This is a genomic window from Roseomonas sp. TS2, from assembly GCF_058833935.1.
Genome location: NZ_JCACVY010000117.1, coordinates 1 through 14361, shown reverse-complemented (window position 1 = coordinate 14361; position 14361 = coordinate 1). Strand labels below are relative to the sequence as shown.

General features: G+C 71.2%; 12 protein-coding genes. 5 read left to right on the top strand and 7 right to left on the bottom strand.

Annotation, left to right across the window (positions count from 1 at the left end):
• Window positions 1-319 precede the first annotated feature (319 nt).
• The 3 genes from ACZJYS_RS16790 to ACZJYS_RS16780 all read left to right on the top strand — a co-directional run bounded on the left by ACZJYS_RS16790 (window position 320) and on the right by ACZJYS_RS16780 (window position 3593).
• On the top strand, window positions 320-952 hold the full coding sequence (locus ACZJYS_RS16790; protein ID WP_379648288.1) for a bifunctional 4-hydroxy-2-oxoglutarate aldolase/2-dehydro-3-deoxy-phosphogluconate aldolase: 633 nt from the start codon (window positions 320-322) through the stop codon (window positions 950-952).
• Window positions 949-1878, top strand: coding sequence for a sugar kinase (locus ACZJYS_RS16785; RefSeq protein WP_493179667.1), 930 nt, complete (start codon window positions 949-951; stop codon window positions 1876-1878). The genes ACZJYS_RS16790 and ACZJYS_RS16785 overlap by 4 nt, the downstream gene beginning before the upstream one ends.
• Window positions 1879-2051: 173 nt before the next feature.
• Window positions 2052-3593: an ABC transporter substrate-binding protein gene (locus tag ACZJYS_RS16780; RefSeq protein ID WP_493179666.1), complete on the top strand. Its 1542-nt coding sequence runs from the start codon at window positions 2052-2054 to the stop codon at window positions 3591-3593.
• Window positions 3594-3639: 46 nt separating this feature from the next.
• Here ACZJYS_RS16780 and ACZJYS_RS16775 read toward each other — a convergent pair whose 3' ends face one another.
• From ACZJYS_RS16775 to ACZJYS_RS16745, 7 genes are read right to left on the bottom strand one after another with little or no spacing between them, the layout of a single operon-like run.
• Complete coding sequence (locus ACZJYS_RS16775; RefSeq protein WP_493179665.1) at window positions 3640-5133, bottom strand: M81 family metallopeptidase; 1494 nt, start codon at window positions 5131-5133, stop codon at window positions 3640-3642.
• Window positions 5134-5138: 5 nt separating this feature from the next.
• Window positions 5139-6398 carry a Zn-dependent hydrolase gene (locus ACZJYS_RS16770; RefSeq protein ID WP_493179664.1) on the bottom strand — a complete coding sequence of 420 codons (1260 nt, stop codon included), beginning with the start codon at window positions 6396-6398 and terminating at the stop codon, window positions 5139-5141.
• Window positions 6395-7684, bottom strand: coding sequence for an ArgE/DapE family deacylase (locus ACZJYS_RS16765; RefSeq protein ID WP_493179663.1), 1290 nt, complete (start codon window positions 7682-7684; stop codon window positions 6395-6397). The genes ACZJYS_RS16770 and ACZJYS_RS16765 overlap by 4 nt, the downstream gene beginning before the upstream one ends.
• Window positions 7685-7694: 10 nt before the next feature.
• The gene (locus ACZJYS_RS16760) at window positions 7695-9308 is read right to left on the bottom strand and encodes an ABC transporter ATP-binding protein (protein WP_493179662.1); all 1614 of its coding nucleotides are present in this window, start codon (window positions 9306-9308) and stop codon (window positions 7695-7697) included.
• The gene (locus ACZJYS_RS16755) at window positions 9305-10150 is read right to left on the bottom strand and encodes an ABC transporter permease (protein ID WP_493179661.1); all 846 of its coding nucleotides are present in this window, start codon (window positions 10148-10150) and stop codon (window positions 9305-9307) included. Before ACZJYS_RS16755 ends, ACZJYS_RS16760 begins: the two co-directional genes overlap by 4 nt.
• Window positions 10147-11133, bottom strand: a complete 987-nt coding sequence (locus tag ACZJYS_RS16750) for an ABC transporter permease (RefSeq protein WP_493179660.1) — start codon at window positions 11131-11133, stop codon at window positions 10147-10149. Before ACZJYS_RS16750 ends, ACZJYS_RS16755 begins: the two co-directional genes overlap by 4 nt.
• Window positions 11133-12719 (bottom strand): ABC transporter substrate-binding protein, encoded by a 1587-nt coding sequence (locus ACZJYS_RS16745; protein WP_493179659.1) that lies wholly within the window; start codon window positions 12717-12719, stop codon window positions 11133-11135. The genes ACZJYS_RS16750 and ACZJYS_RS16745 overlap by 1 nt, the downstream gene beginning before the upstream one ends.
• 91 nt (window positions 12720-12810) lie before the next feature.
• Here ACZJYS_RS16745 and ACZJYS_RS16740 point away from each other — a divergent pair, with 91 nt between their 5' ends.
• Together ACZJYS_RS16740 and ACZJYS_RS16735 are read left to right on the top strand one after the other, a co-directional pair.
• Window positions 12811-13842, top strand: coding sequence for a histone deacetylase family protein (locus tag ACZJYS_RS16740; protein WP_109515350.1), 1032 nt, complete (start codon window positions 12811-12813; stop codon window positions 13840-13842).
• A gap of 49 nt (window positions 13843-13891) precedes the next feature.
• Window positions 13892-14361, top strand: a 470-nt coding sequence (locus tag ACZJYS_RS16735) for a magnesium chelatase domain-containing protein (RefSeq protein WP_493179658.1), incomplete at its 3' end; no start/stop codon positions are given.

Sequence of the window (14361 nt, the reverse complement as noted above, 5' to 3'; positions counted from 1 at the left end):
ACGCCGTCGCCGAGTTCCGCCAGAACCTCGCCGCGTTGCGCGACGCGACCGGTGGCCTCGCCACCCAGGTGCACAGCTACCAGGAGACGCTCGGCCGCACCGCCGAGAAGGTGCAGCACGCCCACGCCGCCGCGCGCACGCTGGAAAAGACCGCCGGCAAGCTCGCCTCGATGGCCTGAAGCCGCCTGGCTTCCCGCCTTCCGGTCACGGCCGGCAAAATGCCGCCACCCGCTTCACGGCCCCGCCCCGCGCGGCTAGCCTGCGGCCCCCGCGCCCCTAGGCGCGACGCACGCCCTGCACGCCGTGAAGGACAGTCCCCGTGGCCCCGCATCCGTTGATCGACACCTTTCGCGCCGCCCGCATCGTGCCCGTGGTGCGCACCAGCACCGCCGCCCATGCTGCCACCGCCGCGCAATGGCTGCGCGATGCCGGCATCACCATCTTCGAGATCACCCTGACCATTCCGGACGCGCTCTCCGTCATCCGCGAGTTGGCGGCCGAGCCGGGCCTGCTGGTCGGCGCCGGCACGGTGCCGGATGCCGCCCGGGCCGAGGCCTGCATCCAGGCCGGCGCGCGCTTCCTGGTCTCGCCCTGGGTCGATCCCTCCCTCGCCGCTCCCGCCCGCGAGGCCGGCGCCTGCCTGATGATGGGCGCGCTGACGCCGACCGAGGTGCGTGCCGCCCGCGCCGCCGGGGCCGACGTGGTCAAGATCTTCCCGGCCAGCTCGGTCGGCGGCCCGGCGCACGTCAAGGCGCTGCGCTCGGTGTTCCCCGGCGTCGATTTCTGCCCCACGGGCGGCGTCGATGCGCGCAACGCGGGCGAGTATATCGCGGCCGGCGCCGCCTTCGTCGGCATCGGTGGCAAGCTGGTGGACGAGAAGGCGATCGCCGCCGGCAACCGCGAGGCGGTGCAGGCCGCGGCGCGCGAGGCGCTCGGAATCATGCAGGCATGAGCGCGGCGGAGATCCTCTGCCTGGGCGAGCCGATGCTGGAGTTCAACCAGCTCCCGCCCGATGAGACGGGGCGCGCCCTCTACCTCGAAGGCCATGGCGGGGACACCTCCAACGCCGCCGTCGCCGCCGCGCGCGCGGGGGCCAGGGCGGGCTACATCACCGCCCTCGGCCAGGACGTGCCGGGCGACAGCTTCATGGCGCTCTGGGCGCGCGAGGGGGTGGATTCCAGCACGGTGATCCGCCGCAAGGACGCGCCCACCGGCATCTACTTCGTCACTCACGGGCCGGAGGGGCACGCCTTCACCTTCTACCGCGCCGGCAGCGCCGCCAGCCGCATGGCGCCGGACGACATGCCGGAGGACGCCATCCGCGCGGCCAGGGTGCTGCACGTCTCGGGCATCAGCCAGGCCATCTCGGCCAGCGCGGCGGATGCCTGCTTCCGCGCCATGGAGATCGCGCGCGCGGCCGGCGTCACCGTATCCTACGACACCAACCTGCGCCGCGCCCTCTGGCCGCTGCCGCGGGCGCGGGCCACCATCCACGCGGCGCTGCGCATGGCCGATATCGCCCTGCCCAGCTACGACGACGCCACCGCGCTGACCGGGCTGGAGCAGCCGGACGCCATCGCCGATTTCTACCTGGAGATGGCGCCGCGCGTGATCCTGAAGCTCGGCAAGGATGGCGTGATGGTGGCCACGCGCGAGGGGCGCACCACCCTGCCCGGCCGCAAGGTCAAGGCGGTGGACGCCACCGGCGCGGGCGACACCTTCGCCGGCAATTTCCTGGCACGCTTCGTAGCGGGGGACACGCTGGAGGAAGCGGCGCGCTACGCCAACGCCGCCGCCGCGCTGGCCACCACGGGGTATGGCGCGGTGGCGCCGATGCCGAAGGCCGAGGCGGTGCGCGCCTTCCTGGCGCAGGGCTGAGCGGGCGCAGGGCTGAGCGGGCACCGCCAACGTCATCATTCGGGCGGGCAAGCGGTCACACCGGCGTCACGCGGCGAGGGTATCTGCGGGGCAAAAGGGCCGGCCGGGGCCACAGCGCATGCCCTGGCCATGCGGGGCCGCGGCGGGCCTGCAACGGCAAGGACACAGGCCCCATGTCTCTCCTCCTCACCCGGCGCGGCGTGCTGACGGGCGCGGGCACCCTGCTCGCCGCCCGGCCGCTGCGCGCCGCCACGCCCCGCCGCATCGTCATCGCCATGCCCAACTCGCCCGGCACGGCGACGCTGGAGCCCAGCCGCGATTACGGCAACGTCTCCTTCCGCATGGGCTACAATCTCTACGATACGCTGATCGGCATCGACTACCGCGATGGCGCGAAGCTGGTGCCGGGCCTGGCCACGCGCTGGGAGCGCCTCTCGGCCACCGAGATGGCGTTCACGCTGCGCGAGGGCGTGCTGTTCCATGACGGCAGCCCGATGACGGCGGAGGATGTCGCCTTCACCTTCGGCCCCGAGCGCATGTCCGACCCCAAGGCGCCGGGCTATCTGCAGACACGCCCGTTCCTGCCGACCATCGCCGGCGTGGAAGCCATCGGCCCGATGGCGGTGCGCGTCACCACCACCGGGCCGGACCCGCTGCTGGAGCGGCGCCTGGCGGGCTGGGGCAGCCAGGTCATCAGCAAGCGCGCCTTCCTCGCGGCACCCAGCTTCTCCGCCTGGGAGCAGGCGCCGGTCGGCACCGGCCCGTTCAAGGTGAAGGAGTTCTCCTATGACCGGCGCTTCGTCTTCACCGCGCATGGCGCCTATTGGGGCGGCCGGCCGGTGGTGGACGAGCTGGAGTTCCGCGTCGTGCCGGAGCTGGCCAGCCGCCTGAACCAGCTGGCCACCGGCGAGGCGGATTTCATCACCGAGGTCTCGCCCGACCAGATCCCCACCATCCAGTCCATGGCCGGGCGCGCCGTGGCGGGCGGTGCCATCCAGAACGTGCGCGCCATCGTCTACAACAAGTTCGAGCCTGCCCTGGCCGATGCGCGGGTCCGCCGCGCCCTCTCCATGGCGATCGACCGGCAGGCCATCGTGGACAGCCTTTATGGCGGCCGCACCTGGGTGCCAAATGGCCACCAGGACAGGAGCTATGGCGATCTTTACCTGGCCGACTACGAAGGCCCCGGCTTCCAGCCCGACAGGGCCCGCGCCCTGCTGAAGGAGGCGGGCTATGGCGGCCGGCGCATCGCCTACCGCGTGCTGAACAACTACTACACGTTGCAGGTCCAGACAGCCCAGATCCTGAAGGAGATGTGGGGCGCCGTCGGGCTGAATGTCGAGATCGAGGTGAAGGAGAACTGGTCGCAGGTCTACCAGCCCGGCCTCGGCATCTGCGACGCCTCGGACACGATCTTCTGGCAGGACCCGGTCGGCGCGATGGTGCGCCGCTACGGCCCCGGCAGCAACGTGCAGCGCGTCATCAAGGCCTGGACGAACGAGGAGTTCAACGCGCTCTGCCCGGTGCTGCAAAGCTCGCTCGACACCGCGGAGCGCCGCCGCGCCTTCCGCCGGATGCTGGAGATCTACGACGAGGTGGATCCGCCGGGCACCGCCCTGCACGACCTGACCATGTTCTACGGCAAGAAGGCCACGATCGCGTGGCAGGCCTACCCCGTGGAATCCATGGATTTCCGCGCGGCGAACATGATCTGAGGCCCGTGGGGGGAGCGCGCTCCCCCCCACGACGACCCCTCTCCTCTCAGGCGTTGGCGCCGTGCGGCCGGGTGCGCAGCCCTTCGCGGAGATTCTGGAAGGGCAGCGAGGACGGGTCGGCCACCACGGGGCCGGGCGCCGCCACGACGATCACCTGCTCCGCCAGCGGCTGGAAGTCGGCGCGGAAATGCACGCTGCTCTTCACCGCCACGATCTTCTCCGCCGCCGGCTCCACGCCCAGGTGCCGGAACAGCGCCTGGTCATGCGCCTGCATCTTGCGGCTGACCACGACCACCTTCACGCCGCCGATGCCGAGCAGCGCCGAAGGGCCGAGATCGGCGGTGTTGCCGCCGGTCATCGGGCCGGTGCAGGTGAAGCACCCGTCCGAGAGCCGCAGCACCCGCCCCGTCACCTCCAGCGGCGCGCCATCCGACTTGCCGCCGAGCTTCAGCGTCACCTCGGCGCCCTCGCCCGCCGCGTGGCAGGCGGCCGCGCTCTCGGCGTCGTTGATCAGGCCCAGCACGGCATCCGCCCCCTGCCGCACCAGCTCGGCCAGCAGGCCGATGGTGTCGCCATGGCCGCCGCCGCCGGGGTTGTCCTGCGTGTCGGCCAGCACCACCGGCTTGCCGGGGTTGCGCGCGGCGATGGCGATGGCCTCGGCCACGCCCTCCGCCGCCGGCGCCACGCCGCCGGCGAAGCGCGGCTCGCGCGCCGCCAGCTCGGCCAGCAGCGCGTCGGCGGCCGCATCGGCGGCGTTCTGGTCCTCTGCGTAGCAGGCCAGCGCCACGCCGCAATCGGCGAAGTCGGCATAGGGGAAGCCGAAGCAGAAGCCGAGCTCCACCACGCCCGGCCGCTCGGCGAGGCTGGCGCGGAGGTCCATGATCCCCTTCATCGGCTCCACCAGCGTGCATTGCGCGGTGAGCGAGATCCAGTAGTCGAGCTGGCGGAAGGCGCGGGCATAGGGCGCGCCGCGCGCGATGCGGGCGCCGAGCAGCTCCATGGCGCGGGCGCCGGCGGGCTTCATGTCCACATGCGGATAGGTGCGGAAGGGCACCAGCACATCGGCCAGCCGCACCATCTGCTCGGTCAGGTTGCAGTGGGGGTCGAGGCTGGCGGCGATGGGCACCTCGGCGCCCACCACGGCGCGCACGCGGCGCAGCAGCTCGCCCTCGGCATCGGGGTAGTCCTCGGCCACCATGGCGCCGTGCAGGTCGAGATAGACGCCGTCCAGCGGTGCCTCCATCAGCGCCGCAGTGAGGTCGGCCACGATGCAGGCGGCGATGCGCTCGAAGGCCGCCGCGCGCACCGGCCCGGCCGGGTTGGCGAAGGCCCAGGCGAGCGGCACCAGCGTGTCGCCCCGCTTCTCGCCCACCGCGATGGCGCCGGCCGCCGGCACCGCGCTCGGCCGCAGCGTGTCGAGCAGCGTGGCACCGCGCTGGAAGGCCGGGAAGCCGCCGGGATGGACGAAATCCTCCCACTCCGTCGAGCGTGGCGCGAAGGAATGGCTCTCGTGCAGGAAACCGCCGATGGCGATGCGCATGGACTTCACTCCCCTGTCGCCCGCCCGGCGGTGGCCAGCACCGCGTCGGCGAGCACGACCAGCCCGGCCTCCGCCCATTCGGGCGTGATGGCCTCGGCCTCGTTGTGGCTGATGCCCCCCTCGCAGGGGACGAAGATCATCGCCGTCGGCACGCGCCGGGCGAGATAGACGGCGTCATGCCCGATGCCGGTCGGCATCACGCGGTAGGGCAGGTTGCGGCCCTCGGCGGCCTGGCGCAGCGCGGCGACCAGGGTGGGGTCGAAAGGCGTCAGCGGGAATTCCCAGAAGGGCGCGACCTCCACCTCCACGCCGCGCGCGGCGGCCAGCGCCTCGGCACGCGCCTCCAGCGCCTCGCCCATGCGGGCCAGCGCCTTCGGGTCGCCATGGCGGAAATCGACGCTGAACCACACGCGGCTCGGCACCACGTTGCGGCTGTCCGGCACCACGGTGAGGCGGCCCACCGTGCCGCGCCCGTCGCCGCCCGCCTCGCGCGCAATTTCCTCCACCGCCTGGACGAGGATGGCGGCGGCCACCATCGCATCCCGCCGCGGCCCCATGGCGGAGCCGGCATGGGCGTCCTCGCCGGTGACGGTGACATCGTACCAGAGCTGGCCCAGCGCGCGGTCCACCACCCCCACCGGGATGCCATCCGCCTCCAGCAGCGGCCCCTGCTCGATATGCACCTCGAAATAGGCGCCGAGCTTCTGAACCTCGGCCGGGTCAGCCTCGCCCTGCCAGCCGATGCGGCGCAGTTCCTCGCCGAACACGGCGCCGGCCGGGTCGGTCTTGGCCAGCACCTCGGCCTCCTCGAACAGGCCCATGGCGACGCCGCTGCCCATCATCGGCGGCGCGAAGCGGGCACCCTCCTCGTTCGTCCAGTTGACCAGGACGATGGGCGCCTCCGTCTCGATGCCCGCCTCGTGCAGCGCGCGCAGCACCTCGAGCCCCGCGAGGACGCCCAGCACGCCGTCATACTTTCCGCCCGTCGGCTGGGTATCGAGATGGCTGCCCATCGCCACGGCGGGGCGCGAAGGGTCCCGCCCCTCGCGCCGGATCACCATGTTGCCGACGCGGTCCACGCGCACGGTGCAGCCGAGTTCCTCAGCCCAGCGTTGCAGCAGGGCGCGGCCCTCGCCGTCGAGATCGGTCAGGGTCTGGCGGTTGCAGCCGCCCTTCGCCGTGGCGCCGATCCGCGCCATCGCCATCAGGCTCTCCCAGAGGCGGGCGCCGGAGACGGGAAGATTGTTGACGGGAAGGTTGCTCATGCCTTCTCCACCCCGCACCACTCGGCCATGGTCAGCGCGATGGTGCGCGTGGTGGCGTGGAAGCTCTCCAGCCCGACGCTCTCGTCGATGCCGTGGATGGCATCGGCATCCGGCCCGAAGCAGGCCACCGGCGTCTTCTGGTACAGCTCGAAGAAGCGGCCATCGGTGAGGCCGGAGGCGGGGTAGTCGCGCAGCTCGCGGCCATTGGCCTCCGAGAAGTGGCGCTGCACCATCTTCACGATGGTGGCTTCCTTGTCGAACACGCAGGGGTCGGCCATGAAGCCGGCGAATTCCAGCGCCACCTTGGTGCCGCGCAGCCGCTCATCGGCGGCGGCCTCGGCCACCAGCCGCTCGATATCGGCCTTCACCGCCTTCGCCGTGTTGCCCATCATGATGCCGACGCGCAGGCCGATCTTGGCGCGGGTGGGGACGGAGCTGTTCCACTCGCCGCCCTGCACCGTGCCGAAATTGACGTTGACCGGGTGGTTCACGCCGAAGAAGGAGGAGTGGATGTTCTCCGCCCGGTTCATCTCCGCCTCATAGGCCTTGAAGCGCTGGGAGATGACATAGGCCGCCTCGATGGCGTTCACGCCTGCCTGCATGTCGCGCACATGCACGGGCCGGCCCGTCACCGTCACCCAGGCCCAGATGACGCCGACCTCGGCGGTGTAGAGCCCTTCCACGCCGGGGCCGGGCTCGGGGATGATGACGGCATCGCATTTCGGCAGCGCCATCATGCAGGCCAGCGCGCCATTGCCGGTGCACTCCTCCTCGATCACCGAGTGGAACTGCACCTCGGCGGCAGGCTGCAGCCCCGCGAGTTGCAGGGCACGGAAGGCCATGACGTTGGAGATGTCGCCCGCCTTCATGTCGCCGGCGCCACGGCCATACATGCGCCCCGCCCGGATGCTGGGCTCGTAGGGCGGCGTCTCCCAGATCTCGGCGGCCCCCTCCGGCACCACGTCGACATGGCCCTGCAGCACCAGGCTGCGGCCCTTCCGCTCGCGGGGCTTGAAAACGGCGGCTACATTGTCCCGCCCCTCATAGGAGACGAGCGGCGGCGAGAAGCCGGGGTGGGCGGCCAGCTGCTCCGGCACGGTGGGGATGCGGATCGGGTCGAGGCCGAGCGACTGGTAGTTGCGCGCCATCTCGTCGAGCGCGGAGGCCTCGTTGCCCAGGGTGGAGGGGCAGCGCACCAGGCGCTCCAGCGCCGCGACGGCCTCCCCTTCCAGCGCCTGCACGGCATCGAGGATGGCGCGACGGACGCCGGAATCGAGTGTCGACATGATCGGTCCTTCAGGCGGATTCGGAAAGTTCGGGAGGAGTCCACTCCCGTCCGGGGATGCTGTCCAGCAGGGCCCGGGTGTATTCGTGCTTCGGCGCGCCAAACACCTGATCCGTCGCGCCCAGCTCGACGATGGCGCCGCGCCGCATGACCGCTATGCGATCGCAGATCTGCGCGGCGACGCGCAGGTCGTGGGTGATGAACAGCATGGTCAGCCCCAGCCGCTGGCGGATTTCCGCGAGTAGCTCCAGCACCTGCGCCTGCACCGAGACATCGAGCGCCGAGACCGGCTCGTCGGCGATCAGCAGCTCCGGCTGCATCGCCAGCGCCCGGGCCAGGCCGATGCGCTGCCGCTGCCCGCCGCTGAACTCGTGCGGGTAGCGCTCCAGCGCGGATTCGTCGAGCCGCACCAGCCGCAGCAGCTCGCGCGCCCGCGCCAGGGCCTCGGCGCGCGGCACGCCATGGGTGATGGGGCCTTCCATGATCGCCTCCCCCACCTTGCGGCGCGGGTTGAGCGAGGCGTAGGGGTCCTGGAACACCATCTGGATGCGGCGCCGGTAGGGCAGCCAGCCCTGGCGCGAGAGCGGCCGCAGGTCGGTGCCATGGAACAGGATTTCTCCCTGCTCCGGCTCCACCAGCCGCACCACGCAACGGGCGAGGGTCGACTTGCCCGAGCCGCTCTCCCCCACCAGCCCCAGCGTCTCGCCCTTGTTCAGCGTGAAGTCGGCATCGTGGATGGCGCGCACCGTGGCGCGGGCGCCGAACCAGCCGCCGCGCTGGTAGGTCTTCTGCACCCCCTTCATCTCCAGCACCGGCGCGGGGCGGATGGCGGCGCGCGCGGCGGCCGCGCCATGCGGCACGGCGGCAACGAGGGCGCGGGTGTAGGGGTGCCGTGGCGCGTTCAGGATCTCGGCGGCCGGACCCTGCTCGACGATGCGGCCATGCTGCATCACCGCGACGCGGTCCGCGATCTCCGCCACCACGCCGAAATCATGGGTGATGAACATCACCCCCATGCCCTTGCGGGACCGGATCTTGCGGATCAGCCGCAGGATCTGCATCTGCGTCGTCACGTCGAGCGCGGTGGTCGGCTCGTCGGCGATCAGCAGCGCCGGCTCGAGCGCGAGGGCCATGGCGATCATCACGCGCTGCCGCTGGCCGCCCGAGAGGCGGAAGGGGTGCATGCGCGCGATCGCCGCCGGGTCCGGCAGGTTCACGGCGGCCAGCAGCTCCGGCACGCGGGCGCGCGCCGCGTGGCCCTGGCCATGCACCTGCAGGGCTTCCGCGATCTGGTCGCCCACCTTCATCAGCGGGTTCAGCGCCGTCATCGGCTCCTGGAACACCATGGCCATGCGGCGGCCCCGGCGGGAGCGCAGCGCCTCGGCGGAGAGGCCGAGGATCTCCTCCCCCTCGAAGGTGATGCGGCCCGCCGTCACCGGCAGGCCCTTGGGCAGCAGCCCCATCACCGTGTTGGCGGTGATCGACTTGCCCGAGCCGCTCTCGCCCACCACGCAGAGGATCTCGCCGGCATCGAGATGCAGCGAGAGTTCTTCCACCGCATGCGGCCGGTCGGCGCCCGCGGGCAGGGCGACGGTGAGGTTCTCGACAGTGAGGAGCCGGGTCATGCCTTGCCTCCGCGGTTGCGCGCGAGGCGCGGGTTCAGCGCGTCCGACAGCCCCTCGCCCACCAGGTTGAGCGACAGCACGGTGAGGAAGATGGCGATGCCGGGAAACACGCTCATCCACCAGGCGATGCGGATGACGCTGCGCCCGGAGCCGATGAGGAAGCCCCAGCTCATCATGTTCGGGTCGCCGAGGCCGAGGAAGGAGAGCGCGCTCTCCAGCAGGATGGCGGAGGCCACCATCAGCGAGGCGAGCACGACGATGGGGGAGAGCGCGTTGGGCAGGATGTCGCCAAAGACGATGGCAAGGCGGGACTTGCCCAGCACCTCGGAGGCCTGCACGAATTCGCGCGAGCGCAGCGACAGGAACTCCGCCCGCACCACCCGCGCCACCGGCGGCCAGGACACCACCGCGATGGCGAAGACGATGCTGCCGATGGTGGGCGTGAAGATCGCCACCAGCAGGATGGCCAGCACGAAGCTCGGGATGGTCTGGAAGAACTCGGTGAAGCGCATCACCACGTCATCCGCCCAGCCGCCGAGATAGCCGGCGAAGGCGCCGAGCGAGACACCGATGACCAGCGCCACCACGGTGGAGACGGCGCCCACCAGCAGCGAGACGCGCGCGCCATGCGCGATGCCGGCGGCGACGTCGCGCCCCAGGCTGTCCGTGCCGAGCAGCATGCCCATCTCGCCCGGCGGCGCGAAGGGCATCCCCGCCATGTCCCACGGACTGCCGGGGTAGAGCAGCGGCGCCAGCAGCGCCAGCGCCAGCACGCCGAGCAGGATGACCAGCCCCACCACCGCGCCGCGGTTGCGCGCGAAGTTGCGCCAGAAGTCCTTCATGCCGAGGCCTCCACGCGCGGATCGACGAGGGCGTAGAGCAGGTCGGTGACCAGGTTGAACAGCACCACCATGACGCTGGTGCAGAAGAACACGCCCATCAGCACCTGGTAGTCGCGCGCCAGCAGCGCCTCGAAGGCCAGCCGCCCGATGCCGGGCCAGGCGAACACCGTCTCCACCAGGATCGAGCCGCCAACGAGCTGCCCCGCCTGGATGCCGGCGAAGGTGATGACCGGCAGCAGCGCGTTGCGCAGGATGTGTCGGCGCAGGATGCGCCCCTCCGGCACGCCCTTGGCGCGCGCCGTCTTGACGAAATCCTGGTCGGCCACCTCCAGCATGGTGGCGCGCGTCAGCCGCGCATAGACCGCGACATAGAACAGGCCGAGCGTCAGCCCGGGCAGGATCAGGTGCCGCCCCACATCCAGCACCGCCTCCAGCCCGTTCATCTCGACGCCCACCGAGGCCATGCCGAAGGAGGGCAGCCATTCCAGCGTGACGCTGAACAGCAGCACCAGCATCAGCCCCACCCAGAACAGCGGCGTGGCATAGAAGGCGAGCGCCAGCACGGTGATGACGGAATCCCCCCAGGTGCCGACGCGCCGCGCCGCCAGCGCCCCCATGGTGACGCCGAGACCCACCGCGAAGAGGAAGGCCGCGCCGGTGAGCAGCAGCGTCGCCGGCAGCCGGTCCCACAGCAGGGTGGAGACGGGCATCTGCTGGCGGTGGCTGAAGCCGAGGTCGAGCGTCAGCACGCCTTTCAGGTAGAGCCAGAGCTGCACGTGCAGCGGCTGGTCCAGTCCGAACTGGGCGCGCAGCTGCTCCAGGAATTTCGCGTCGGCCGCGCCTGATTGCCCGGCGATGATGCTCGCCGGGTCGCCGGGGGCGGCGTGGATGAGGAAGAAGTTGCAGACGACGATCGCGAGCACCACGACCGCCGCCTTCACCACGCGGCCCAGCAGGTAGCCGGGTAGCTTCGAGGCCCCCATCAGGCCAGGAACACGTCGTCGAAGCTGGCATGCACCCCGGCGCCCGAGGTGATGACGTTGTTCAGCTTCCTGTCGTAGATGGTGGGGAAGGCCATCTCCATCAGCCAGACCAGCGGCACTTCCTCGACCAGCAGCTTCTGCACCTCGCTGAAGGCAGCCTGCCGCGCCTTCGGGTCGGCGGCGTCGCGCGCCTGGGTGAACAGCGCGTCCACCTTCGGGTTGGCGTAGCCGGCCACGTTGGAGAACAGGATCTTCTTGATGTTGGTGGAGACATAGCTGCGCTCGACGCCGAGCGTCGGGTCGCCATACTGGTAGAGATAGTTGATGGTGGTATCGAACTCCCAGTTCGCCGTGCGCTGCGCCCAGGTGCCGACATCGACGCTCTCAAGCTGGAGATCGACACCCACCTGCCGCAGCGACTGCCGCAGGAACTCGCCGAGGCGGGTGAACACCTCGCCATAGGGCAGCGAGAGGTGGCGGATGGTGAAGCGCACCCCCTGCCCGTTCGGCTTCAGCCCCGCCTCGTCCAGCAGCTTCTTCGCTGCCTCGACATTGTAGGCCGGCATCTTCGCGCTGGCGTCGTAGAAGCGGGTGGAGCTGGCGACCGGGCCGGTGGCCGGCTTGCCGATGCCGAACCACAGGCGCTGGGCGATGAAGTCGCGGTTCACCGCATGGGCCAGCGCCTTGCGCACCCGGACGTCGTCGAGCGGCTTCACGCGGTGGTTCAGCTCCAGCCACATCAGCGGGCCGAAATATTCCCACCCCGCCGTCTGCACCTCGAGGTTGGGGCGCGCGCGCATCTGCGGCACGTCGAAGGGCTCGATGTCGTTCGACTGGGTGAGCTGCACCTGGCCCGTCTCCAGCGCCAGGCGGCGGCTCTGGCTGTCCGGCACCACGCGGTAGATGATCGAGTCGAGATAGGGCTGGCCCGGCTTCCAGTAGCCCTCGAAGCGCTCCAGCTTGATGAAGTTGCCGCGCTGCCACTCGACGAAGCGGAACGGCCCGGTGCCGATGGGCTTCTGCACCGCCGGCGCCTGCCGGTAGTCCTGCCCGTCGAACAGGTGCTTCGGCACGATGGCCGAGACCGTCACGTCGAACATCAGCAGGAAGGGCTCGAAGGGCGCGGAGAGCACGAACTTCGCCGTGTTCGCGTCCACCGCCACGCCTTCCTTGATGCGCGCGAAGACGCCGCGGGCGCGGGGCGAGACCTCCATGTGGAACTTCATGATGGAGAACACCACGTCCTCGGCCGTCATCGGCTGGCCGTCGTGGAACTTCACGTTCTCCTGCAGGTGGAAGGTGTATTCCAGCCCGTCGGCGCTCACCTCCCAGCTTTTCGCCAGCTCCGGCATCGGCTCCAGCTTGGCGCTGTAGCGCAGCAGCCCCTGGAAGATCTTGCCGCCGACGATCAGCGTCGGCGCCTGGTTGTTGACGCCGACATGCAGCACCGGCGGCTCGGGATTGACGATGGTGGTCAGCGTGCCGCCCCGCTTGGGCTGGATGCCCTGCGCCAGCGCATCCCCGGCGCGCATCAGCCAGGGGGAAACGATCGCTGTGGCCATGAGGCCACGACGTGACAGACCCATTTGGGCTCTCCCGATGAAACTTCCCTGGAACGAACGCTAGCCCTGCCTTGGGCGGATCGACAAGGGCGCATGGCAGGCATAACCTCCGTTCATGCGAGCCTTTGCCCATCCCGACCAGTCGCGGCACACGCCGCAATTCTTCCTCCAGCGCGGCCAGGTGCGCCGCAACTTCGAGGTGCCGGGGCGGGCCGAGGCCCTGCTCGCCGCGCTAGAGGCCATGGGCGCGGCGCCGGAGATGGCGCCCACCGCCCCGCGCGAGGCGCTGCTCGCCGTGCATGACGAAGGCTACGTGGCCTTCCTCGCCGAGGCCGCCGAGGCCTGGGCGGCGCTGCCCGAGAAGGGCCCCGAGGTGGTGGCCAACATGCACCCGGCGCCCGAGATGCTGGCGCAGGGCGCCACCATGGCCAGCGGGATCGTCGGCCGCACCGGCTGGTACACGGCCGACACCGCCTGCCCGATCGGCCCCGGCAGCTGGGAATCGATCCTCGGCGCGGCGAGCTGCGCCCTGGCGGCGGCCGATGTGGCGGCCCAGGGCGGCACCGCCTACGCGCTGAGCCGCCCGCCCGGCCACCACGCCTATGCCGCCCGCGCCGGCGGCCATTGCTACGTCAACAACAGCGCGCTCGCCGCCGAGCATCTGCGCCGGGCGGGGGCGAAGCGCGTCGCCGTCATCGACATCGACGCCCACCATGGCAACGGCACCCAAGGCATCTTCTGGGAACGCGGCGACGTGCTGACCGTCTCGGTCCATGGCGACCCGGCGGGCTACTACCCCTGGTATGTCGGCTATGCCGGCGAGACGGGTGGCGGCGCGGGCGCCGGCTGCAACCTGAACCTGCCCCTCGCCCAGGGCAGCGGCGACGATGCGTGGCTGGAGGCCGTCGCCGCCGCCGCCGCGCGGGCGCGGGAGTTCGGCGCCGAGGCGCTGGTGGTGCCGCTCGGCTTCGATGCCTCGGAGCACGAGCCGCTGAGCTACCTGCGCGTCAGCGCGGACGGCTTCGCCCGCGCGGGCGCCATGCTCTCCGGCCTCGGCCTGCCCACGGCGGTGGTGCAGGAGGGCGGCTACAATGCCGAGAAGATTGGCGGGCTGCTGGAGCGCTTCCTCACCGGCTGGGGCCGCTGAAGAACCAATAGGTTGAACACCCCGGAGCGGGGCCGTATCGTCCCGCTCCATGAGCATTGCCCGCCTCGCCAGCTTCGCCTTCTCCGGCATCGAGACGCTGCCGGTGGAGGTGCAGGTGCAGATCGCCCCCGGCCTGCCGGCCTTCATCCTGGTGGGGCTGCCGGACAAGGCGGTGGCCGAGAGCCGGGAGCGTGTGCGCGCCGCCCTCACCGGGCTGGGGCTGGCGCTGCCGCCGAAGCGGGTGCTGGTGAACCTCGCCCCCGCCGGGCTGCAGAAGGAAGGCAGCCATTTCGACCTGCCCATCGCCCTGGCGCTGCTGGCGGCAATGGACATCGTGCCGCGCGAGGAGCTGGCGGGCTTCGCCGCGCTGGGCGAGCTGGCGCTGGATGGCGCGATCGGGCCGGTGGCCGGCATCCTGCCCGCCGCGCTGGGCGCTGCGGGCCGCGGGCTGGGGCTGATCTGCCCCGGCGCGCAGGGGCCGGAAGCGGCCTGGGCCGGCTCCATCGAGATCCTGGCGGC